The following is a 19,772-nucleotide window of genomic DNA, read 5'->3' as shown; positions in this document are numbered from 1 at the left end:
TCAGGCCTTTTACATTAGTCACGTCGTTAGTCGCTTTAGTGTCAGGGTTGGTAGTGACATTTTTCGTTGCAGGGAAAATTGCCGAGACAGAATATTTCCGGCTCGAATCTGCTTATACAATAATGTTTAACCAAGCTGCTGATGCCGTTGTCGGTAAAGTTAATGCTTATGGTGAAATGTTACGTGCGACTCAGGGTTTATTTTATGTCGCTCCAGATTTATCTCGCGAAGATTTTGCCAATTTTTATCAAAGCTTAAAACTTGAAGAAAATTATCATGGCATTCAGGGGCTTGGTTATGTTGCTGCTATAGCTCCAGAAGATAAACAAGCCCATATCAATGCTGTAAAACAATTGGGATTGACGGATTACAATATTTTCCCGGAAGGTGAGCGCGAACAGTATTCTGCCAACCTTTATATCGAACCCATGACCAGCAAAAACATTCGAGCCCTAGGCTTTGATATGTATTCAGATTCGTCACGCAAAGTAGCAATGGATCGTGCCATTGTGAGTGGTGCAGCAACACTTACTGAAAAGGTTTTATTAAAACAGGATGGCTCGGCATCACCTGTAAATGGTTTGTTAATGTATTTGCCGGTATTCATTGATCCCAGCGAATCCAATTTACCAGTAGAGTTGCGAACGGTTAACTCTGGTTGGGTATATGCAGTATTCCGTATTGATGATGTTTTAAAGGATGTGTTGGCCACTCATACCAATGTTGGATTGTTAAAAATTTACGACGATGCTGACGAACAGTCAGAAGGTTTGTTGTTCTCTCAAAGCGGTACCCCTTCCAAAGTAAATTTCAGTTTACAAAAAAGCTATGACATCGGCGGACGTACCTGGTCTTTTGTTGGTCAGCCAGATCGTCAGTTTGCTGAAAATGTATCACGCAGTAACCCAGCTTTAATCTGGCTGATTGGCAGTGTTATTTCATTATTATTTGCTTTAGTGATTGCAGCCATTGCCAATAGTCGGGCAAATGCTCTTCGAATCGCCGCGCAAATGACCAAATCATATCGGCAGAATGCTCGCCGACTGGCCTTAGCCACTGAAGCGGCTGAGATTGCTATTTGGGAATGGGAAGTTGAAAGCAACATGATTCTGCTGGATAAAATGGCAAGCAATGTTTTTGGCTTGAAGTCTGGCACTGAACAACTGGAATATAGCGAATTTGAAAAACTGATCTATGAAGCGGATTTGCTGGCATTTCGCGTCGCTGTTGAACAAGCCATGCAGCAACATAAAACCATGGAGATTCGTTTCAGAATTCATCATGGCAACGAAACTCGGATGTTACATACTTCTGCTGAGGTGTACTTTAATGAGACAGGGCAGAGCGTTTCTTTAGTGGGTGTCAGTTATGACATTACTGAAGACTGGTTGCATCAGAAAACTATTCTGGAGACTGAGCAGCGCTGGAAGCATGCCCTGGAAGGCAGCGGTGCGGGTGTGTGGGACTGGAATGTACCAAACAATGTGGTGGTATTTTCAGAGCAATTACTTTCAACATTGGGTTACTTGCCGGGCGATATCGTTGGCAAAATGGAAAATTTGCTCAAACTGATTCATCCACAGGATATCGAAAGGGTTACAGCCGATATTAATCGTATGCTTAGCGGTGAAAAACCCGAATACCGTAACGAGCATCGTATCCTCTCTAAGGATGGTAGCTGGAAGTGGATGCTTGGTAGCGCCACGGTGGGAGAGCGAGATGCTGATAATAATGCGATTCGAGTGATTGGAACCAAGACAGATATATCTTGGCGTAAACAGGCGGAATTGGCTTTGCAACAAAGTGAAGAGCGGTTTCGTAATGCATTTGATACTGCAGCAATAGGAATGGCTATTGTCGGATTGGACGGCCGTTGGTTAGAAGTGAATGGTGCACTGTGTCGAATGCTTGGCTACAGTGAAGAAGAGTTGATGGGCAAAACCTTTGTGGATGTCACACACCCTGATGATTTGGATCTGGATTTAGAATACGTACAGAAATTGCTCAATGGTGATCTTGAGCATTATCAGATGGAAAAACGCTATTTTCATAAGACCGGCGACATTATTTTTGTTTTGTTGAGCGTTTCACTGGTGCGTAATGAAAAAGGTGAGGTTATTCACTTTATCTCACAAATTGAAGATGTGACTGCTCGTAAGTCTGAATCAGATCGCATCCGCCAAATGGCTTATCACGACACTTTGACAGGCCTGCCGAATCGTCGCCTGTTTGATGAACGTATCGGCCATACATTGGCGCATGCTAAACGAGTTGGGTACCCGATAGCGTTGATGTTTGTTGATGTTGATCATTTCAAACAAATCAACGATACACATGGCCATGATGTGGGGGATGAAATCCTTAAAGCGGTAGCCGACAGGATGACGCATTGTTTACGGCAGACCGATACGTTGAGCCGAGTTGGTGGTGATGAGTTTGTGATTCTGCTGACCGAAATCAAAAAACCTGAAGATGCCAAAGGCGTTGCTGAACATATTCTGGAAACCGTGTCACAACCGCTGCATGTGCATACCCATGATTTCCGGATTACCTTGAGTATCGGGGTAGCGATTTTCTCAGGTGATTTGGAAACTGAGACCGTCAGCGAACTCACCAAAAAAGCTGATCTTGCCTTGTATGAAGTCAAATCTGCCGGACGTAATGGTGTGCACATCTTCGGTTCTAATCACATCAAGGCTGAACCTAAAGCGCAGAAAAAAAACAAAGTTTAATCGTTGTCTGCTGTTAATTTGGTTAAATTACGTCTTAGCAGATTAGCAAACATATTAATTTTAGGTTTTTCATCTGGGTTAAATGCTACCGGGCGGATTTGCTGCATGGCGCTGATACCAATTCTGGCCTGATACAAACCGACACCAAATCCTTGGGCAACGCTACCGAGAATTTTGCCACCTAAACCAATACCGACCTGTTCAGAAAAGAAGCTGATGCCTGCCTGACTGGCATAACTACCCAGAGCAATTTTGGCAACACGCAAGTTCAACCGCCATTGCGCCAATCGATTTAATCTCACGCCATAAATCATATTGATCTGATTAATCATTTTCAGTGTTTTCCAGACTACCAGCAGCGAATCCACCACCGCCAACTGACTGACGGCAATCATCGCTGCACTGCTGATGCTGGTGCGTTCGATGACATTAAGCGCCTGTTTGTCGAGTTGCTTGTAAAAGTCTTCGCTAATACGACTAACGACTTCACCGTGATTTAAATAATCAGGTAGCCGTTGGATGCACGGGGTTAACAACTCGGCTTGAGGTTGATCCTCATAGAATTGTTCTAGAGAATGTAGCCATTTTTTGGCATGGCCAATATGTTGTTCATGCACTAAACGCCCGGCCTCTTCACGGATCAAATCCGCCTGTTTGAGTTGTTTTTGATTACGACGAAACACCAGCAGTTGCTGCATTACTAATCCGGCCAGCAACAAAGCAAAAGCACTAAATGCCATTCCCAGCACACGACTTTGTTGCCAGAGCATTTGAGCAAAATCAGCAATATCCCACGCCAGCATAATCACTGATACAACAAACAAGGTGGCGATTAACCACTTCAAACCTCGGTTGCGGCGAGGGGGAATCAGCAAGCCGTCATCAAAATCCGTTAACGGATCGGCCTCAATGGAGTCAGGAACAATGACTTCGTTTGTTTCAGCGACGGCTTTGAAAAAGGTTTCAGTTTTATGTGTTGCTGGTTCACTGGTTTGCGTTGGTTTTGATTTGAAAAAATCGTCATTGGAACTCATTAAAATTTATCTCCAATCAGATCTCGTAAGACTTTATCCATGCGGATATGTGCCAGCCGTCCGCCAATCAGTAAATCGGGATTTACTGGTGCTCGAAGCACTGGCGGTTTCCATTGAGACAGTTGCTGCCATTGAACTGAGTCTGGGAGTTGATCAGGAATGGGTGGGTGGCGTAACTCGCCAAACTGCCCGTCTAATAATCTGGCTGTCAGATGATCATTGTGGTCGTGTGTGCTGCGCACAGCTGCAGCAATTTCGGTTTCAATCTCAATTCGATTTCTTACTGATTGCGGACAGATATGGCTGATGATTTCATCACATAAGCGACGAAGGGCTTCATGTTGATTCATTAAGATTCGGTCAGGCTTAGAAGCCAGAAACAGGATCTTTTCTACCTGTGGACTGAATAGTCGATTCAGGAATGCATTATTTCCTACGTGATAGCTGTCAATGATTCGACTGAATGCAATCACCATATCATCAAACTTTTCCTTGCCGCCACTGAGTGCTTTTAACACGTCAATTAAAACAACCTGGCGATCTATGCCACGGAAAAAGGTTTTATAAAAAGGCTGAACAAATTCTTTTAGATAGGATTTATAACGTTGCTGCATGACTTTATATAAAGAATCATCAGAGGCTTTGTTTAATTGATGTTCTGATAGCGTTTGCAGATTGAATAAAGGAATAAACACTTGAAAGTCTTCACTGTCAGGTAACAGAGCCCTTCCAGGTTGGATAAACGTCAGTCCAGCGGTTTTACAGGTCTGCAGAAAATTTCGATAACGAACATACAATGCTTCAATCTGCTGTTCATCAAAGACTGCCAGAGGATCCAACGCATTCAAATTCTCTAGCAGATCTTCAGCCAGTTCCTGGCGAATGCCTTTGGAGCAGAGTGCTGCGGTGTCGATACTCCATTGCCGGTAATCCTGTTGCAGCATGGCGAGATCCAATAACCATTCTCCGGGATAATCACGCAGCTCTAATGTAAAGCGACGGGTTTCGCCAGTGAATGTTGGCAAGATGTTTTTTTTCTTGTATTCAATGACTAAGCGGCAACCACTAATATGTGTTGTTGATGGAGGCCATTGCGGCGGATCATCAGCTAAGGCCTGAATGCCCTGTTGGTATTCAAACAACGGTAAATCATCCAAGGACTGTATTTTGACACCGAGTAAACGTTCATCACGGGCAGGGAGAAAACCGCCCAAATGGGCATGGTTGGAATATTTAAGTTGATGAATCAGACTGGTGATGAAGGTTGATTTACCACTCCCGCTGAAACCGGTAATGCCAACGCTTAAATGTTTATCAAGGCTGCGGGCAACCCATTTACTGGCTTGTTGATCAATATCTTCAAGCGTTTTATTTAGACGGCGGCCGAGTTGTTCAATCTGTGAATTCATAGCCATCAGCTTACCCTAGCTCTAGTAATGTGTCTCGCTCATGAAGATTCTGCAGTCGTTGAACGTTTATCGTTATACATTGTGTCATCTGCATAAGAAATCAGTTCATCGGCATTTTTACCATCGTGCGGGTAACACGCAATGCCAATGCTGGCACTGATATTCAATATGACACCTTCATTGAGTTCATATTCCAAAGCTAATTGCTGACGCAGTTTCTCGGTTACTTGCTGGGCTTCTTCATAATTGCTGTGATTAATAATGATGGCAAATTCATCGCCTGCTAGACGGGCAGCCGTATCTGATTCACGGATAGTGTCGCCAATACGTTCAGCGACTAGTATCAACAACATGTCACCGTTTAAATGACCATAAGTATCATTGACGGCTTTGAAATCGTTCAGATCAATATAAAGCAGACAAAACGGTTGTTTGTATCTAGCTGATTCTGCAATAGCCTGATTCAGCCGATCATAAAATAATACCCGGTTAGGCAATTTCGTCAGGCTGTCATGTGTAGCTTGCCACTGCAAAGCAATTTCTGATTTTTTACGCTCGGTAATATCAATAACTACTACTAACATTCGGTTTTGGTTGATGGGGGACGTTCTGGCCATGAAATAATGCTGATTCCCAACCAGGTTTAGTTCGTATTCGTAGTAATCGCTTTCACCTTCATCCAGGGTCTTGTGAAGTGCCTTCAAAGTCCGCCGAGCCAGAAAGTCAGGTAATGTGTGGCTGATGTGCTTGTTGATAAAATCTTCCTCAGGCAACAACAATGGCACACTTTCACCCTGCTCAAAATCAACGATTTTGCCACTTCTATCAATGGTAAACAGTAGATCAGGAATGGCTTTGATAATGGCTTGGTTACGCTGATAACTCTGCTGAAGGGCGACCTTACTTTCGATTAGTTGTTGGTTTATTTCCAAGCGGCGGCCAATTAACCAAGCCGTCATCACTATCAAAATAATTAACGAAAGAGCGGTTAAGGTGCTATTACGCAGGTGCGAAAATTTGTAGATAGAAAGTAATTCATCAACTACAGCTCGATTTTCTCCAACAAACACATGCAGTCGCCATTTGGGCAGCGTTTGATAAGCAAACTGATAATAATCGCCATTTGAACGTTGGTATATACCTTCCCCGGCTAAAGGTAATTTGTCTGTTTTGATATGTTCGGTAACATAGTCCAGTGTCTGTCCGGGTTCAAAATCCTGGTACGGGACACGGAAGACTATTTCACCTTCTTCATGCACGATCGACGAAAATAATTGTGCATTAACACTAATCCCGCTGAGTGCTAATGAGAAGGTTTTGATATCGATAACTGCTGCGATGACGCCCTGAAAGTTATCTTCTGCATCATATAACCCACGACTGATGACCAACACCGGATCTTCATGACCACGCCCTGGCAACATGGGTTTGGATGTATAGACTTTGTCAGTTCTGGTTGTCTGATGCACCACAAAATAATCACGACCAGACAAATCCAGCGGACCACGCAGGTGCTGCGGATAACGTAATAGCCCATCCGCGTTGACATGCAATAAGGCCTGCATTTCAGGGTTATTGATGGAGTAATGTCTGAGCAGATAGGTTTGCGGTTCAGGATCACTTACAAAATCTGGATGCGAACTTATTAGCTTTAATGTCTGATCAATTGCTTCGAGTTTTGATTCAAGTAACTGAGCCTGCATTAAGGCAAGCAATTGATTACGTTGGGCAATCTGTTGATTAACTTGAGAAGAGTAGGCCGCTAATTGCTGTTGGTAGTTTTGATAAATAACCAACACAGTCAGCGTGATTATTAATATGGCGTAAAGCATAATTTGCAATGAACAGGACAGCGCAATTTGAAATTGGATTTCTCTACCACAACATTCACCATTTATTGGCTGCAGGAGGAGTCCAGAGGTAATAACCTCTGCTGAGTTATTTCAGTTAAAAAAATCCGTGTGTTATTAATAAAAAGCAAAAGTGATATCTCGGTAAACAGGATTGTTAAATTCTGCTTCAAATATAGCACCATTTAAAAAAATGACGATATTAATTATAGTTGACATAGTAAGGCGGCTAACTATAAGCTGGCTACTATGTTACAAGTCAAAGATATTCCTAACGCCGAGATAATGCAGAAATTTGCAGCTCGCTACCCACAAACTGATATCAAAAGTGTCATCACATTTTTGAATTTGTTACGTGTGGGCTCAGATTTAACGTATGGTCTAAATAGTTATCTGGCTGAATATGATTTGTTACAGGGGCGATGGTGGGTTTTACTGTTGCTGATGCGTGAAGATAATCTGAGTTCAACCCCTTCTGCTTGGCAGAAAAAGCAGGTGTATCACGGGCCACCATGACGGGATTATTAGATGGCCTATTACGCGAAAAACTGATTAGTCGTGTACACGCTAAACAGGATCGTCGTCAGATCCAGATTCGTTTGACCTCGTTGGGTCAGGCCAAACTGGATGATGTTATGCCCGGATACTATCAACGAGTAAATCAATTGATGCAGGCGTTAACAGAATCAGAAGCAATGCATTTAATGACCCTACTGCAAAAAATTTATCAACAACGGCATGTTTTTGAAAATAAAACTGTCGACATTAAGAATCAATAAAGGAGTTCGTAATGAAAGTATTAAAACGTTTTTTACCCCTAGGTCTTATTGTGCTGGCAGTCAGCGCATGCAGCAATCCAGCTGCAGACTATGATGTGCAAGAAGTTGTAAATTCTGCCAATGAACAATGGAATGCTGCATTTAACGACAACGATTTAGATTCATTAGTCGAGCTATATGCATCTCAAGCAACTTTATCTCCTGGTAATGGCAAAGTGTTAAATGGCCAACAGGAAATCGCTGCGTTGTTTCAAGGCTTTTTTGAAAATGGCTTGCACAACCATCAAATCGACACTATCTCAACCTATTCATCTGATGGACAGATCAGCCAATTGGCAAACTGGTCAGCAGATGTTGAAGCTGAGGATGGTCAAACGTTAACATTCCAAGGTGTATTGATGACTGTTTTACAGCAGAATGATGCCGGTGACTGGGAAGTTGTTTCGCATATCTGGAACATGGCTGAATAACATCAGCTGCATTTCCAAACAAAAAAGCCGGTTAATTCAACCGGCTTTTTTTTATGCTTTTGTGATGCTGATCAGAGAAAATTTGCTTAACCCAACAGTGCTGTGCTAAAAACCATGAAAAAATTATGGTTTTAATAAGGAAATTTTCCTGTGAGCGCCCTACATACGCATCAAAGACACATGCTATTGGAATTACTGTTTGATCGCGTTCATGAAGGCATCATTATCACCAATGCCGACAATGTCATTGTTGAGGTAAACGATACCTTATGTGAAATCACTGGGTATAGCAGGGATGAACTAATTGGCAAGCGGCCCAATATTCTCAGTTCTGGCAAACAAAGCAAAGCCTTTTACAGTGAAATGTGGCAAAGCCTTACGCAAAATAGCTTTTGGCGTGGAGAGGTGTGGAATCGCAAAAAAGACGGTTCATTTTATGCCGAAGTTCTGACCATTCATCGCACCACTGATCCGCAATCTGGTGAATTATTTCATTTGGGCTTGGTGTCTGACATTACCATGCTCAAGCAGCATCAGGCTGAATTGGAAAGGCTTGCTCATTACGATGCATTAACAGCATTACCTAACCGAAATCTGCTGGCGGATCGATTTGAACAAGCAATCGCCCATAGTAACCGTACCCAAAGCTTACTGGCGATTTGTTTTCTTGATTTGGATAACTTCAAACCAGTGAATGATGATTTGGGTCATAACATCGGTGACGAATTATTAATTGAAGTCGCGCAACGCATTAAATCCATGTTGCGTCAGGACGATACGGTCTCTCGCTATGGTGGTGATGAATTTGTCATTCTGCTTGGCGAAATCCAGAATCGACAGGATTGCGAAGCATTACTGCACAGATTAACCGATGAACTTAGTCGATCTTATCAAATTGCTGATCACAACATCCATATAAGCGCCTCCATTGGCTATACCGTTTATCCCTTTGATCAAGGCTCCATGCAGACATTGATAGAGCATGCCGATCAGACGCTTTATAAAGCTAAGCTGGATGGCAAGAAAACCTTCCGTATGTATGAAACAGGTAAGGATGGTTGGCGTGATGACAAATCTGACCAGTTGTATGCGATTAGACGTGGTTTGACTGATAATGAATTTCAGCTATTTATGCAGCCTAAAATCAGTATGTGTACTGGTGAAGTAGTAGGATACGAAGCACTTATTCGCTGGCAACATCCTGAACAGGGCCTGTTGTATCCTCAGCAGTTTCTGCCTTTAATCAATGGCACCACGCTGGAGATACAGTTAGGCGAATGGGTTATCCGGCAAGCCCTGATGCACTTACAGCAATGGCAGAATCAAAATCACCATTGGCATATCAGTATTAACTTGTCGGCCTACCATCTTGGCTTTAATGGCTTTTTACAACGGCTGGGAGAAATCATTGCTGACTTTCCCGAAGTAGATTTACAGTTTTTTCAATTTGAGATTCTGGAAAGTCACGCCTTGGATGATCTGAGTTTGATAGTCGATGTGGTGCGTCGCTGCAGAAACGAATTTAAGATTAAAACGGTTTTGGATGATTTTGGTACAGGTTATTCTTCTCTGAGTCATATCCGTACTTTACCGGTCTCTGCGGTAAAAATTGATCAGACATTTGTGCGTAATATGCTGGTGGATGTTGATGACTGCAAAATCGTCGAAGGGGTTATTGCATTGGCCCGATCATTTGATTTGGAGGTGATTGCTGAAGGTGTTGAATCGCTTCGTCATGGACAAATACTACTTTCCATGGGCTGTGAATTTGCACAGGGATACGTGATTGCCAAACCGATGCCGGTCAACGAACTGCTTGCCTGGAATCAGCAATTTTCCTTACCTCAGGACTGGCGCAAATATCGTTATCACCAACAACATATTAAATGGACACAGATAAATCTTTTTTGTTTGTATTTAGAATTAAGTGTCGAAAGTTTGCAGAGGCGTTTTGCTGTCGATTCCGATGAGAACGATGCAGTTTGGTCAATTATCTCGCTCAAACAATCGCATTGTGGAGTCTGGTTGGAAAGAACAGAAAATTTACAGTTAATTGATAAAGAATGTCTGCAGATTCTAAAAGAGAAATATAGAAGCTTTCATCACCTGATGACGATGACGATTAAGCTATATCAAGCTGGTAGAAAACAAAACGGCCTGCAAAACCTTCAATCTCTGCAGCTAAGATATCAGGATATGCATCAGTTTATCCAGTCGAAAATTCTGCATATGGAACCGCCCGAGTTGGTTACTGACGAGCGCGGGACTTAACAAAAAAATTGCAACTGTTCATCAATCCTGATGATTAGGGAAGATAAACATGCGCTAGGATCCTGGTGCTAAATTCTCTATGATTAAATGTTTTGTTATATAACGAGCAATTTTAGATGCAAAATCGTAAACGGATATTTACGCTGACAATCAGCTCGCTGGTTTTGCTCGGTTTTATGGCTACCAGCCTGATTGGCTATTTTGTCGCTCGCGATTCCACCAGTGAACAATTGCAAAAACAGATGCTGCCACTAACCAGTGACAACATCTATTCCGAAATCCAGCGTGATTTATTGCAGCCATTATTGATTTCGTCATTGATGGCCAATGATACTTTTCTAATTAATTGGGCTGAGTCTGGCGAACAGGATCCCCAACAATTGTCAGATTATTTGGCGCAGATTCAGCGTAAATACAACACTATTACCGCATTTTTTGTCTCTGAGAAAACCCGTAATTATTATCATCCCAAAGGCATTATCAAACAGGTTGATGAAACTGATCCGGCTGACAGCTGGTTTTTCAAGGCCCGCAAAATCAACACCGATTACGATATCAATATCGATTGGGACACGGCGGCACCTAACCGGATGAGCATTTTTGTTAATTACCGGGTGATTAATCAACAAGGTGAGCTGGTTGGAGTGACGGGTGTCGGTTTGTCGATGGAAATGGTTGCTCAATTAATTGAAAACTATCAACGACGTTATGGTCGGGAAATTTACTTTGTCGACCGCCAAGGTGAAATCACACTGCGTAGCAGCCTGTTTCAGGATGATATCTATCTGCAGAATAAAGCAGGATTAGATCAGTTATTTATGCAGATACTCAGTAATCCAAGTGCTTCCGTGAGCTATGCTGCTAAAGATGGCAATACCATCTATCTAAACAGCCGACTGGTCCCTGAGTTCGACTGGTTTTTAATTGTTGAACAAATCAATGATCCCGCGACGGATAGAATTGAAACGGCTTTATGGATCAACGTAGGTGTTTCGCTGGCAATCAGTATTTGTGTGTTGATGCTGGCTCATTTTACGATACGAGGTTATCAACGTCGCCTTGAGTTGATGGCCAGCAAAGATAAATTAACTGGCGCTACCAGCAGGCAGGTGTTTGATTGGGTCTTTGATAAAGCACAAAAAACGGCACTGAGAAAGGACTGGTCTTTATCGATGATCGTACTCGACATCGATCATTTTAAATCGGTCAATGATAAATACGGCCATCAGTTTGGTGATCAAGTGCTCAAATCGGTCAGTCGTTTGATTAAACAAAAAGTACGGGATGTGGATGTTTTATGTCGCTGGGGGGGCGAAGAGTTTTTATTGCTGCTTGAAAACTGTGATCAACAGCATGCAGCAAGAGTCGCAGAGATGATTCGTGAGGCAGTCAGTGAGCTGCAGATCCGTATTAAAGATGAGAGTATTAGCGTGACTATCAGCGCTGGGGTAGCAGAATATCAATTAGGTGAAAGCATGGATAATTTGATTGAACGGTGCGATCACGCTATGTATGAATCCAAGAATAAAGGACGAAATCGTATTACGGTTTACTAGGGCTTGTTTATCTTTCATATCCGCCTCTGTTGTGAGCTGAAAAAGCGTCAATCAAGGCACGAGGAGCGCCTTTTGTGAGATACCTCCATGTATCTCACCCCATTGGGGGCTTGCGCTCAAAAACGTTCCTGACGTTTTTGTAGTTATTCTAAATAAGCGACGAGCAACGCAGACCGGCGCGCGCCTCCCTGGCGCGCCGGCATACAGTCCATCCGTGGACATAAGTGGCGCTTTTTCAGTCACAACCCGAAGGGCTGGGGCTATTTTTGCGGCCGCCTGCGTTGTCAATCACTTATGTAGGGTGGCTACACTGCGTGCTTTTCGCCTTGTCGGACACAAAAATAGCCGCCAGCAGTGGTGGATATGAAAGATAAACAAGCCTAGGGCTTGAGGATCAACAAAACTTAATTCACCATCTTTGTGCGTGATGCACCATTTTGCACCACAAAGTCGCATGTTACTTACCTGTTTAAAATTAATATTCAATTAAATTAATAGGTTACTTGTTGGCATAGTGCTTGCTCAGGCATATTTAATCGAAATGCAGGAGCGATCCATGAAAGAAAAATTAGTGCTGATTGGTAATGGTATGGCCGGTGTGCGAACACTGGAAGAATTACTCAAGTTAGCGCCTGAAAAATACGACATCACCGTTTTTGGTGATGAGCCTTACGGTAACTACAACCGTATTATGCTTTCGCCTGTTCTGGCCGGCGATAAAACCATTGATCAAATCATGATTAATGATCGCCAGTGGTATATCGACAATGGTATTACCTTACATGCCGGTAAAAAAATCACCCATATTAATCGTGTTCGACGCCAAGTGGAAACAGCTGAAGGCGAAGTATTTGAATATGATCGTTTGTTACTGGCAACGGGTTCTCGCCCATTTATGTTGCCATTACCGGGCCGGGATTTACCGGGCGTTATTAGCTTCCGGGATATTGCTGACGTCGACACAATGCTCGAAACAGCCAAGTCCTACAAAAAAGCCGTAGTTATCGGTGGTGGTTTATTGGGCCTCGAAGCCGCCAATGGCTTAATGATTCAAGGCATGGAAGTCACCGTCGTGCATATCGCTGATGTTTTAATGAATCAGCAATTGGATAAGCCAGCATCAGATTTGATGTTAAATGAATTGCAGGCCAAAGGGCTTAAATTCCTGATGTCGCATGAAACCGCAGCGATTGAAGGTAAAAAACGAGTTGAAAAAGTTGTCTTTAAAAACGGCACAGAAATCGATACCGATCTGGTCGTTATGGCGGTTGGTATCCGGCCCAATATTGAGTTAGCACAATCGGCTGGTATCCATTGTGAGCGCGGTATTGTGGTCGATGACACCATGCAAACTTTCGATCCTAAGGTATATGCAGTTGGTGAATGTGTTCAGCATCGTGGAGCGACGTTTGGTCTGGTAGCACCGTTGTTTGAACAAGCAAAAGTCTGTGCCAATCATCTGGCTCAGATGGGTATTGCCCGTTATGTCAGCTCTATTACCTCAACCAAACTGAAAGTCACCGGTATTGATTTATTCTCTGCAGGTAACTTTATTGGTGATGAAAGCACCGAAGATCTGGTGTTCAAAGATGCTGCCCGCCATGTCTATAAAAAGCTGGTAATTCAGGACGACAAACTGATCGGTGCCGTTTTATATGGTGATACTGTGGATGGTGCCTGGTACTTCCAGTTAATGCGTGATGGCACCGATGTGTCCAGTATTCGTGAGAATATGTTGTTTGGTCAGCATCACATTGGTGATTCCGGTCATGGCGCGGCCAACTCGGTTGATGGACTGCCGGATGATGCCGAAATCTGTGGCTGTAACGGTGTATGCAAAGGCGATATCGTCAAGGCGATCAGTAAACACAGTCTGTTTACTCTCGATGAAGTCAAAGCCCATACCAAAGCTTCAGCATCCTGTGGTTCCTGTACTGGTTTGGTCGAACAGCTTCTGGCCTCGACATTGGGCAGTGACTTTAACGATACCCCAAGCAAAAAAGCCATGTGTGGATGCACCAGCATGAGTCATGGCGAAGTGAAAAACGCTATTAAAGATAAAGGTCTGAAAACTATCTCCGATCTGATGGTCGCCTTGGATTGGAAAAATGCAGATGGCTGTCACTCTTGCCGTCCAGCACTGAACTACTATCTGCTGAGCACTTGGCCGGATTATCAAGATGATCCGCAATCACGTTTTATCAATGAAAGGGTGCATGCCAATATCCAGAAAGACGGAACCTATTCAGTGGTACCGCGGATCTGGGGCGGGGTGACCAATGCCAATGAATTACGTGCCATTGCTGATATTTCCGATAAATATAATGTACCTACCGTAAAAATTACCGGCGGTCAGCGTATTGACTTGCTGGGTGTGAAAAAAGATGACTTGCCAAAAATGTGGGCCGATCTGAGTGAAGCAGGTTTTGTCTCTGGTCATGCCTATGGCAAATCATTACGTACTGTTAAAACCTGTGTTGGTTCTGAATGGTGTCGTTTTGGTACTCAGGATTCAACCGGCTTAGGCATCAAGGTGGAAAAAATGACCTGGGGTTCATGGACACCACATAAATTCAAGATTGCGGTATCCGGTTGTCCGCGTAACTGTGCAGAAGCCACTATCAAGGATTTTGGTATTGTCTGCGTGGATTCAGGTTACGAACTACATGTCGGTGGTAATGGTGGTATCAAGGTGCGGGCAACTGATTTCCTTTGCAAAGTCGCCACTGAAGAAGAAGCAATGGAATACTGTGCAGCCTTTATGCAGCTTTACCGTGAAGATGCTCATTATCTGGAACGTACCGCCCCGTGGATTGAACGGGTAGGGCTGAAAAGTGTTCAGGCCAAAGTAGTTGATGATCATGACAACCGTAAAGTCTTGGCACAGCGGTTCTATGAGTCACAGGAAAGATCGCAAGATGATCCTTGGGCGGAACATGCTGCCAAACAACGTGAAAACTATATTCCCATCAAGCAAGTAGGTTAAAAAAAGATGCAAAATTGGACTGAAGTTGGACCAGTGGAGAGTGTGCCGCAAAAAGGCTCACGAGTGATGACCACACCGGATGGGGATGTGGCGATTTTTCGTACCAGCTCGGATGAAGTGTTTGCCTTATTTGATCAATGCCCGCATAAAAAAGGCCCTTTATCGCAAGGCATTGTTTACGATAAACGAGTTGCCTGCCCATTGCATAATTGGGTGATTGATTTAAGCAGTGGTGAAGCGACAGGGCCGGACGAAGGTTGCACCCGTTCTTTTGCAACCAAAGTCGAAGACGGCATGATTTACATCTCACTCTGAGGATTGACTGTTGGCACAACTCGCAACACAAACAACTTGTCCCTATTGTGGCGTCGGCTGTGGCGTTTTAGCTGCGCCACAGGCAGATGGAACGGTCGCTATAAAAGGTGATCCGGCCCATCCGGCAAATTTCGGACGTTTGTGCTCTAAAGGATCGGCATTAGGTGAAACCGTCGGTCTGGATAATCGTTTGTTGTACCCACAGGTGGATGGTAAACGGGTCGATTGGGACACCGCGCTGGATCATGTTAGTGACAGATTTAAACAGATCATTGATGAACATGGTCCGGACGCAGTGGCGTTTTATGTGTCGGGTCAAATTCTGACCGAAGATTACTATATGGCCAATAAGCTGATGAAAGGCTTTATTGGCAGCGGCAATATCGAGACCAATTCCCGTTTGTGTATGTCTTCCGCGGTGGCTGCTCATAAACGTGCTTTTGGCAGTGACACGGTGCCCTGTAGTTATGAAGATCTCGAACAAACCGATTTGCTGGTGATTATCGGTTCCAATACCGCCTGGTGTCATCCGGTGTTGTTTCAACGTATTACCCAGGCCAAACTCAATCGCCCAAATATGAAAGTGGTTGTGATTGATCCACGCAAAACGGCGACTTGTGATATCGCCGATTTGCATCTGCCATTACGTCCCGGTGCCGATGCCTTTCTGTTTAACGGCTTACTGAGTTATCTCAAACAGCATGACTGTATTGATTGGCATTATCTTGAACAGTATGTCGAAGGCTTTGCTTCATCATTGGATTCGGCCAGCAAAACCGCTGCAAATATTCCTCAGGTAGCTCGCCAAACCGAGTTATCAGAAGCCGATGTGGCCAAGTTTTATCAATTATTTGCCTCGACCGAAAAAACTATCACGTTGTTTTCGCAAGGCGTCAACCAATCGACCAGTGGCACCGATAAATGTAATGCGATTATCAACTGTCATCTGGCAACCGGCCGGATTGGCAAAGCCGGAATGGGCCCATTCTCAATTACTGGACAACCTAATGCGATGGGCGGTCGAGAAGTCGGCGGCCTGAGCAATCAGCTGGCTGCTCATATGGAAATCGACAAGCCGGAACATCATGATCGCCTGTCACGTTTTTGGAACACCGAACGCTTAACCAATACGGCCGGCCTTAAAACCATTGATATGTTTCAGGCGATTGAACGCGGTGACATCAAGGCTGTCTGGATTGTGGCAACCAACCCAGTCGTAAGCATTCCCGATGCCGATCAGATCAAAAGAGCTTTAAAGCAATGCGAATTGGTCATCGTTTCTGAGATTGAAAAGCAAACCGACTGCACCGAATTTGCCGATGTTTTACTGCCAGCATTGGGCTGGGGCGAAAAAGACGGCACGGTAACAAATTCAGAAAGACGAATCAGCCATCAGCGGGCTTTTTTACCAGCACCTGGAGAAGCTAAAGCAGATTGGTGGATGCTTAAAGAAGTTGGCAAACGTATGGGTTTTGCTGAACAGTTTGAGTTTGAAACTGCCGTGGATGTATTTCGTGAACATGCCAGATTGTCAGCATTTGAAAATCATGGCGAGCGTGATTTTGATATCAGTGCACTGGCAGATATCACAGAGCAGGAATATGCGTCACTACAACCGATTCAATGGCCGATAACTGATAATGCCCCTCAGGGCACAGCCAGAATGTTTGCCGATAACCATTTTTACACCGCTTCCGGTAAAGCCAGAATGATTGCGGTAGATCCACATTATCCGCAAAACGAAGTGGATGATGAGTATCCTTTAGTACTTAATACCGGCCGCATCCGTGATCAATGGCATACCATGACTCGCACTGGTCGTGCCCCCAGACTAAACGCTCATATCAGTGAACCGATGATTGATATGCATCCGGTAGATGCCGGGCACTGGCAGATCCAGAACAAAGCACTGGCGCAAGTTGAAAGTAAATGGGGACGACTGACAGGGCGGGTTAATTTAACTCAGGATCAACGGCCTGGCAGTATTTTTGTGCCGATTCACTGGAATGGCCAATTCGCCTCACAAGCCCGTGTCGATACCTTGGTTGCACCACTGACCGATCCGATTTCAGGACAACCCGAATCCAAACATACACCAGTTAATGTACGACCCTTTTTACCGCGTTGGCATGGGTTTATTTTATCCCGTCAGCAGTTGAGCCTCACTGAAACAGCTTATTGGGTCAAGGTCAAAGGTCAACAATTCTGGCGCTATGAACTGGCTGGTGAAAACTGGGTGGAACAACCACTTGAGTGGATTCAGAACCTTACCGAACAACAGGGTGAATGGCTGGAATTCAGTGATCAGCGAGCTGGCCGCTATCGGGCTGCCAATATAGTAGATAACCAGTTACAGACGGTTATGTTTCTGGCAGCCGATCATCATTTGCCTGAACGAGGCTGGTTGTCGCAATTATTTGCTGAACAAACGTTGGATGCAGCTGCCCGGCAAAGTTTACTGGCAGGACGCCCGGGTCCCGGACAGCAGGATAAAGGCAAATTGGTATGCGCCTGTTTTGCAGTGGGTGAAACCACGATTAAGGATGCTATCCGTAAAGGTGAAGCCAAATCAGTTGATGATATTGGCCGCTGTTTAAAAGCTGGAACCAACTGTGGTTCCTGCATTCCCGAATTAAAACAACTGTTAGCTAATCCCTGACAGTTGTTATGGCAGAGATGATTTCTGCCAAACCAAATTGACGAGTGCTGTGCATTTACGATGATGCATTTCCCTCCGAACCGCCCAGCGCGTATGCAGCCACAATGTCGTGGCAAATCAATCTCTATTGTTTGATATTTCGGTCGCCGAAACGAGTTTCTGCGTCCCGTGAATAAGGAAGGATCATGTCAAAATTTTATACATTTTCTGCAACGACGTTGATGGCGAGCTTGATTGGTACATTACCAATCACTGCAGCCGCTGCTGAAAAAGACAGTTTTATGGAAGCGCTGACCGGCGGTAAAGTCAGTTTTTCTGCACGTGCCCGTTATGAGTCAGTCAAACAGGATAATGACCTGAAAGATGCTGATGCATTCACTGTCCGCTCAACCTTGGGCTATGAAACAGGTCGCTTAAATGGTTTTGGGGCATTTGTTGAGTTTGAGAATGTGACCGATTTAGGTGGAGATAATTACAATAGCACAACGAATGGAGAGACCGAGTACTCAGTAGTAGCTGATCCGGATGGTACTGAAGTCAATCAGGCCTATTTGAGTTATCAGGGGTTTGACACGGTGGCAAAATTTGGTCGTCAGCAAATTACCTATCGGGATGCACCATTCCATCGCTATATTGGTAATGTGTTATGGCGGCAGAATCATCAAACCTTTGATGCATTTTCAATTCAGAATACGTCATTACCCGATACCCAATTGAGTTATGCATTTGTAAATAAAATAAACACTATTTTTGGTGATGATCGTGATTCAGATCTGATTGGGACTGGAGTGATTAAAAATGGTGTGATTGATGTTGAAGCACATTTGATCAATGCCCAGTACAGTGGTTTACCGTTTGGCAAGTTGGAAGGCTACGGTTATCTGCTTGAATATGAAGACGCTGAGGTTATTTCATCTAAAACATTTGGCCTGAGACTTAGTGGTGCACCAGCGATTAATGATAGCTGGAATCTGGTTTATACCGCTGAATATGCCCGCCAAAGCGACTATAAGGGCGGAACGATGGATGCCCAGAATTATTATCTGGCAGAATTGGGTGCTAAACATAAAGGCTGGCTGGCTAAACTCTCTTATGAAGTTTTGGAAGGGGATGGCACGGATAGCTTTAAGACGCCGCTGGGAACCAATCATGCCTTTCAGGGCTGGGCCGATCAATTCCTGACTACACCAGATCAGGGAATAAAAGATATTTATCTGACCGTGGTGGGCAATGTGTTTTGGGATGCCAAACTGATTGTTTCTTATCATGACTTTAAAACCGATGAAGACAGTCTGGATGCCGGTAATGAGCTGGATATTTCCCTGGAAAAAACCTTTAACCAGCATTATACCGTCGGGGTGAAATACGCTGATTATAAAGCTGACAACGAATTTCCATCATTAGTGGATACCGAAAAATTCTGGGTCTACGGACAGGTTAAATTCTGATATCTACTCAGCTAAATATTTAGCTATTTAGCCAAGCCAGCCCGCATTTAGGGCTGGCTTTTTTATGTTTTAGTTTTGGGTTTCACGCACCAAAAACTAGCGTAAACAGAGCTGTCACAGCCCATTTTAATGCAGGACCTGGCAAGATGTATTTTTAAGTTATTGATAAATAATGATTAAATCTCTGGCATGGCTTATGCAATATCCCTGACGTTGCCATACAACGAAGGAGGCCACAACATGGGATATCTAGTTGATTTTTT

The 19,772-nt window shown here is 44.0% G+C and carries 13 protein-coding genes; 10 read left to right on the top strand and 3 right to left on the bottom strand.

Annotated features, from left to right (window positions below):
- Positions 1-2,732: sensor domain-containing diguanylate cyclase (locus A9E74_RS05505; RefSeq protein ID WP_218104291.1), on the top strand; the 2,732-nt coding region annotated here is incomplete at its 5' end.
- Here A9E74_RS05505 and A9E74_RS05500 read toward each other — a convergent pair.
- From A9E74_RS05500 to A9E74_RS05490, 3 genes are read right to left on the bottom strand one after another with little or no spacing between them, the layout of a single operon-like run.
- Positions 2,729-3,766 carry a TIGR01620 family protein gene (locus A9E74_RS05500; RefSeq protein WP_069295644.1) on the bottom strand — a complete coding sequence of 346 codons (1,038 nt, stop codon included), beginning with the start codon at positions 3,764-3,766 and terminating at the stop codon, positions 2,729-2,731. The two genes, A9E74_RS05505 and A9E74_RS05500, sit on opposite strands and share 4 nt — an antisense overlap.
- The gene (locus A9E74_RS05495) at positions 3,766-5,181 is read right to left on the bottom strand and encodes a YcjX family GTP-binding protein (protein WP_245652065.1); all 1,416 of its coding nucleotides are present in this window, start codon (positions 5,179-5,181) and stop codon (positions 3,766-3,768) included. Before A9E74_RS05495 ends, A9E74_RS05500 begins: the two co-directional genes overlap by 1 nt.
- Positions 5,182-5,213: 32 nt before the next feature.
- Positions 5,214-7,007: a diguanylate cyclase domain-containing protein gene (locus A9E74_RS05490; protein WP_069295643.1), complete on the bottom strand. Its 1,794-nt coding sequence runs from the start codon at positions 7,005-7,007 to the stop codon at positions 5,214-5,216.
- Between the two features lie 267 nt (positions 7,008-7,274).
- Between A9E74_RS05490 and A9E74_RS14675 the strand changes: the two genes are divergently transcribed.
- The 9 genes from A9E74_RS14675 to A9E74_RS05450 all read left to right on the top strand — a co-directional run bounded on the left by A9E74_RS14675 (position 7,275) and on the right by A9E74_RS05450 (position 19,509).
- Positions 7,275-7,541 carry a hypothetical protein gene (locus tag A9E74_RS14675; RefSeq protein WP_245652064.1) on the top strand — a complete coding sequence of 89 codons (267 nt, stop codon included), beginning with the start codon at positions 7,275-7,277 and terminating at the stop codon, positions 7,539-7,541.
- Positions 7,538-7,804, top strand: a complete 267-nt coding sequence (locus A9E74_RS14670; RefSeq protein WP_245652063.1) for a MarR family winged helix-turn-helix transcriptional regulator — start codon at positions 7,538-7,540, stop codon at positions 7,802-7,804. Before A9E74_RS14675 ends, A9E74_RS14670 begins: the two co-directional genes overlap by 4 nt.
- An 11-nt stretch (positions 7,805-7,815) precedes the next feature.
- Complete coding sequence (locus A9E74_RS05480; protein ID WP_069295642.1) at positions 7,816-8,274, top strand: YybH family protein; 459 nt, start codon at positions 7,816-7,818, stop codon at positions 8,272-8,274.
- Between the two features lie 150 nt (positions 8,275-8,424).
- Positions 8,425-10,545, top strand: a complete 2,121-nt coding sequence (locus A9E74_RS05475; RefSeq protein ID WP_141696767.1) for a putative bifunctional diguanylate cyclase/phosphodiesterase — start codon at positions 8,425-8,427, stop codon at positions 10,543-10,545.
- A gap of 116 nt (positions 10,546-10,661) precedes the next feature.
- Positions 10,662-12,101, top strand: a complete 1,440-nt coding sequence (locus A9E74_RS05470) for a sensor domain-containing diguanylate cyclase (RefSeq protein ID WP_069295640.1) — start codon at positions 10,662-10,664, stop codon at positions 12,099-12,101.
- Between the two features lie 556 nt (positions 12,102-12,657).
- A complete protein-coding gene (gene nirB / locus A9E74_RS05465) occupies positions 12,658-15,087 on the top strand; it encodes a nitrite reductase large subunit NirB (protein ID WP_176718904.1) in 2,430 nt (809 codons plus the stop codon).
- Positions 15,088-15,093: 6 nt separating this feature from the next.
- Positions 15,094-15,402 (top strand): nitrite reductase small subunit NirD, encoded by a 309-nt coding sequence (nirD, locus tag A9E74_RS05460; RefSeq protein ID WP_069295638.1) that lies wholly within the window; start codon positions 15,094-15,096, stop codon positions 15,400-15,402.
- 10 nt (positions 15,403-15,412) lie between these two features.
- Entirely contained in the window at positions 15,413-18,061 is a 2,649-nt protein-coding gene (locus A9E74_RS05455) for a nitrate reductase (RefSeq protein ID WP_069295637.1), read from the top strand.
- 185 nt (positions 18,062-18,246) lie between these two features.
- A complete protein-coding gene (locus A9E74_RS05450) occupies positions 18,247-19,509 on the top strand; it encodes a hypothetical protein (RefSeq protein WP_069295636.1) in 1,263 nt (420 codons plus the stop codon).
- The last annotated feature ends 263 nt before the right edge of the window (positions 19,510-19,772 follow it).

Origin of the sequence: Methylophaga muralis, assembly GCF_001720165.1 — a bacterium.
GTDB lineage: Bacteria > Pseudomonadota > Gammaproteobacteria > Nitrosococcales > Methylophagaceae > Methylophaga > Methylophaga muralis.
Note: the sequence above shows the minus strand (reverse complement) of the source record. Positions and strands in the feature narration are given on the sequence as shown.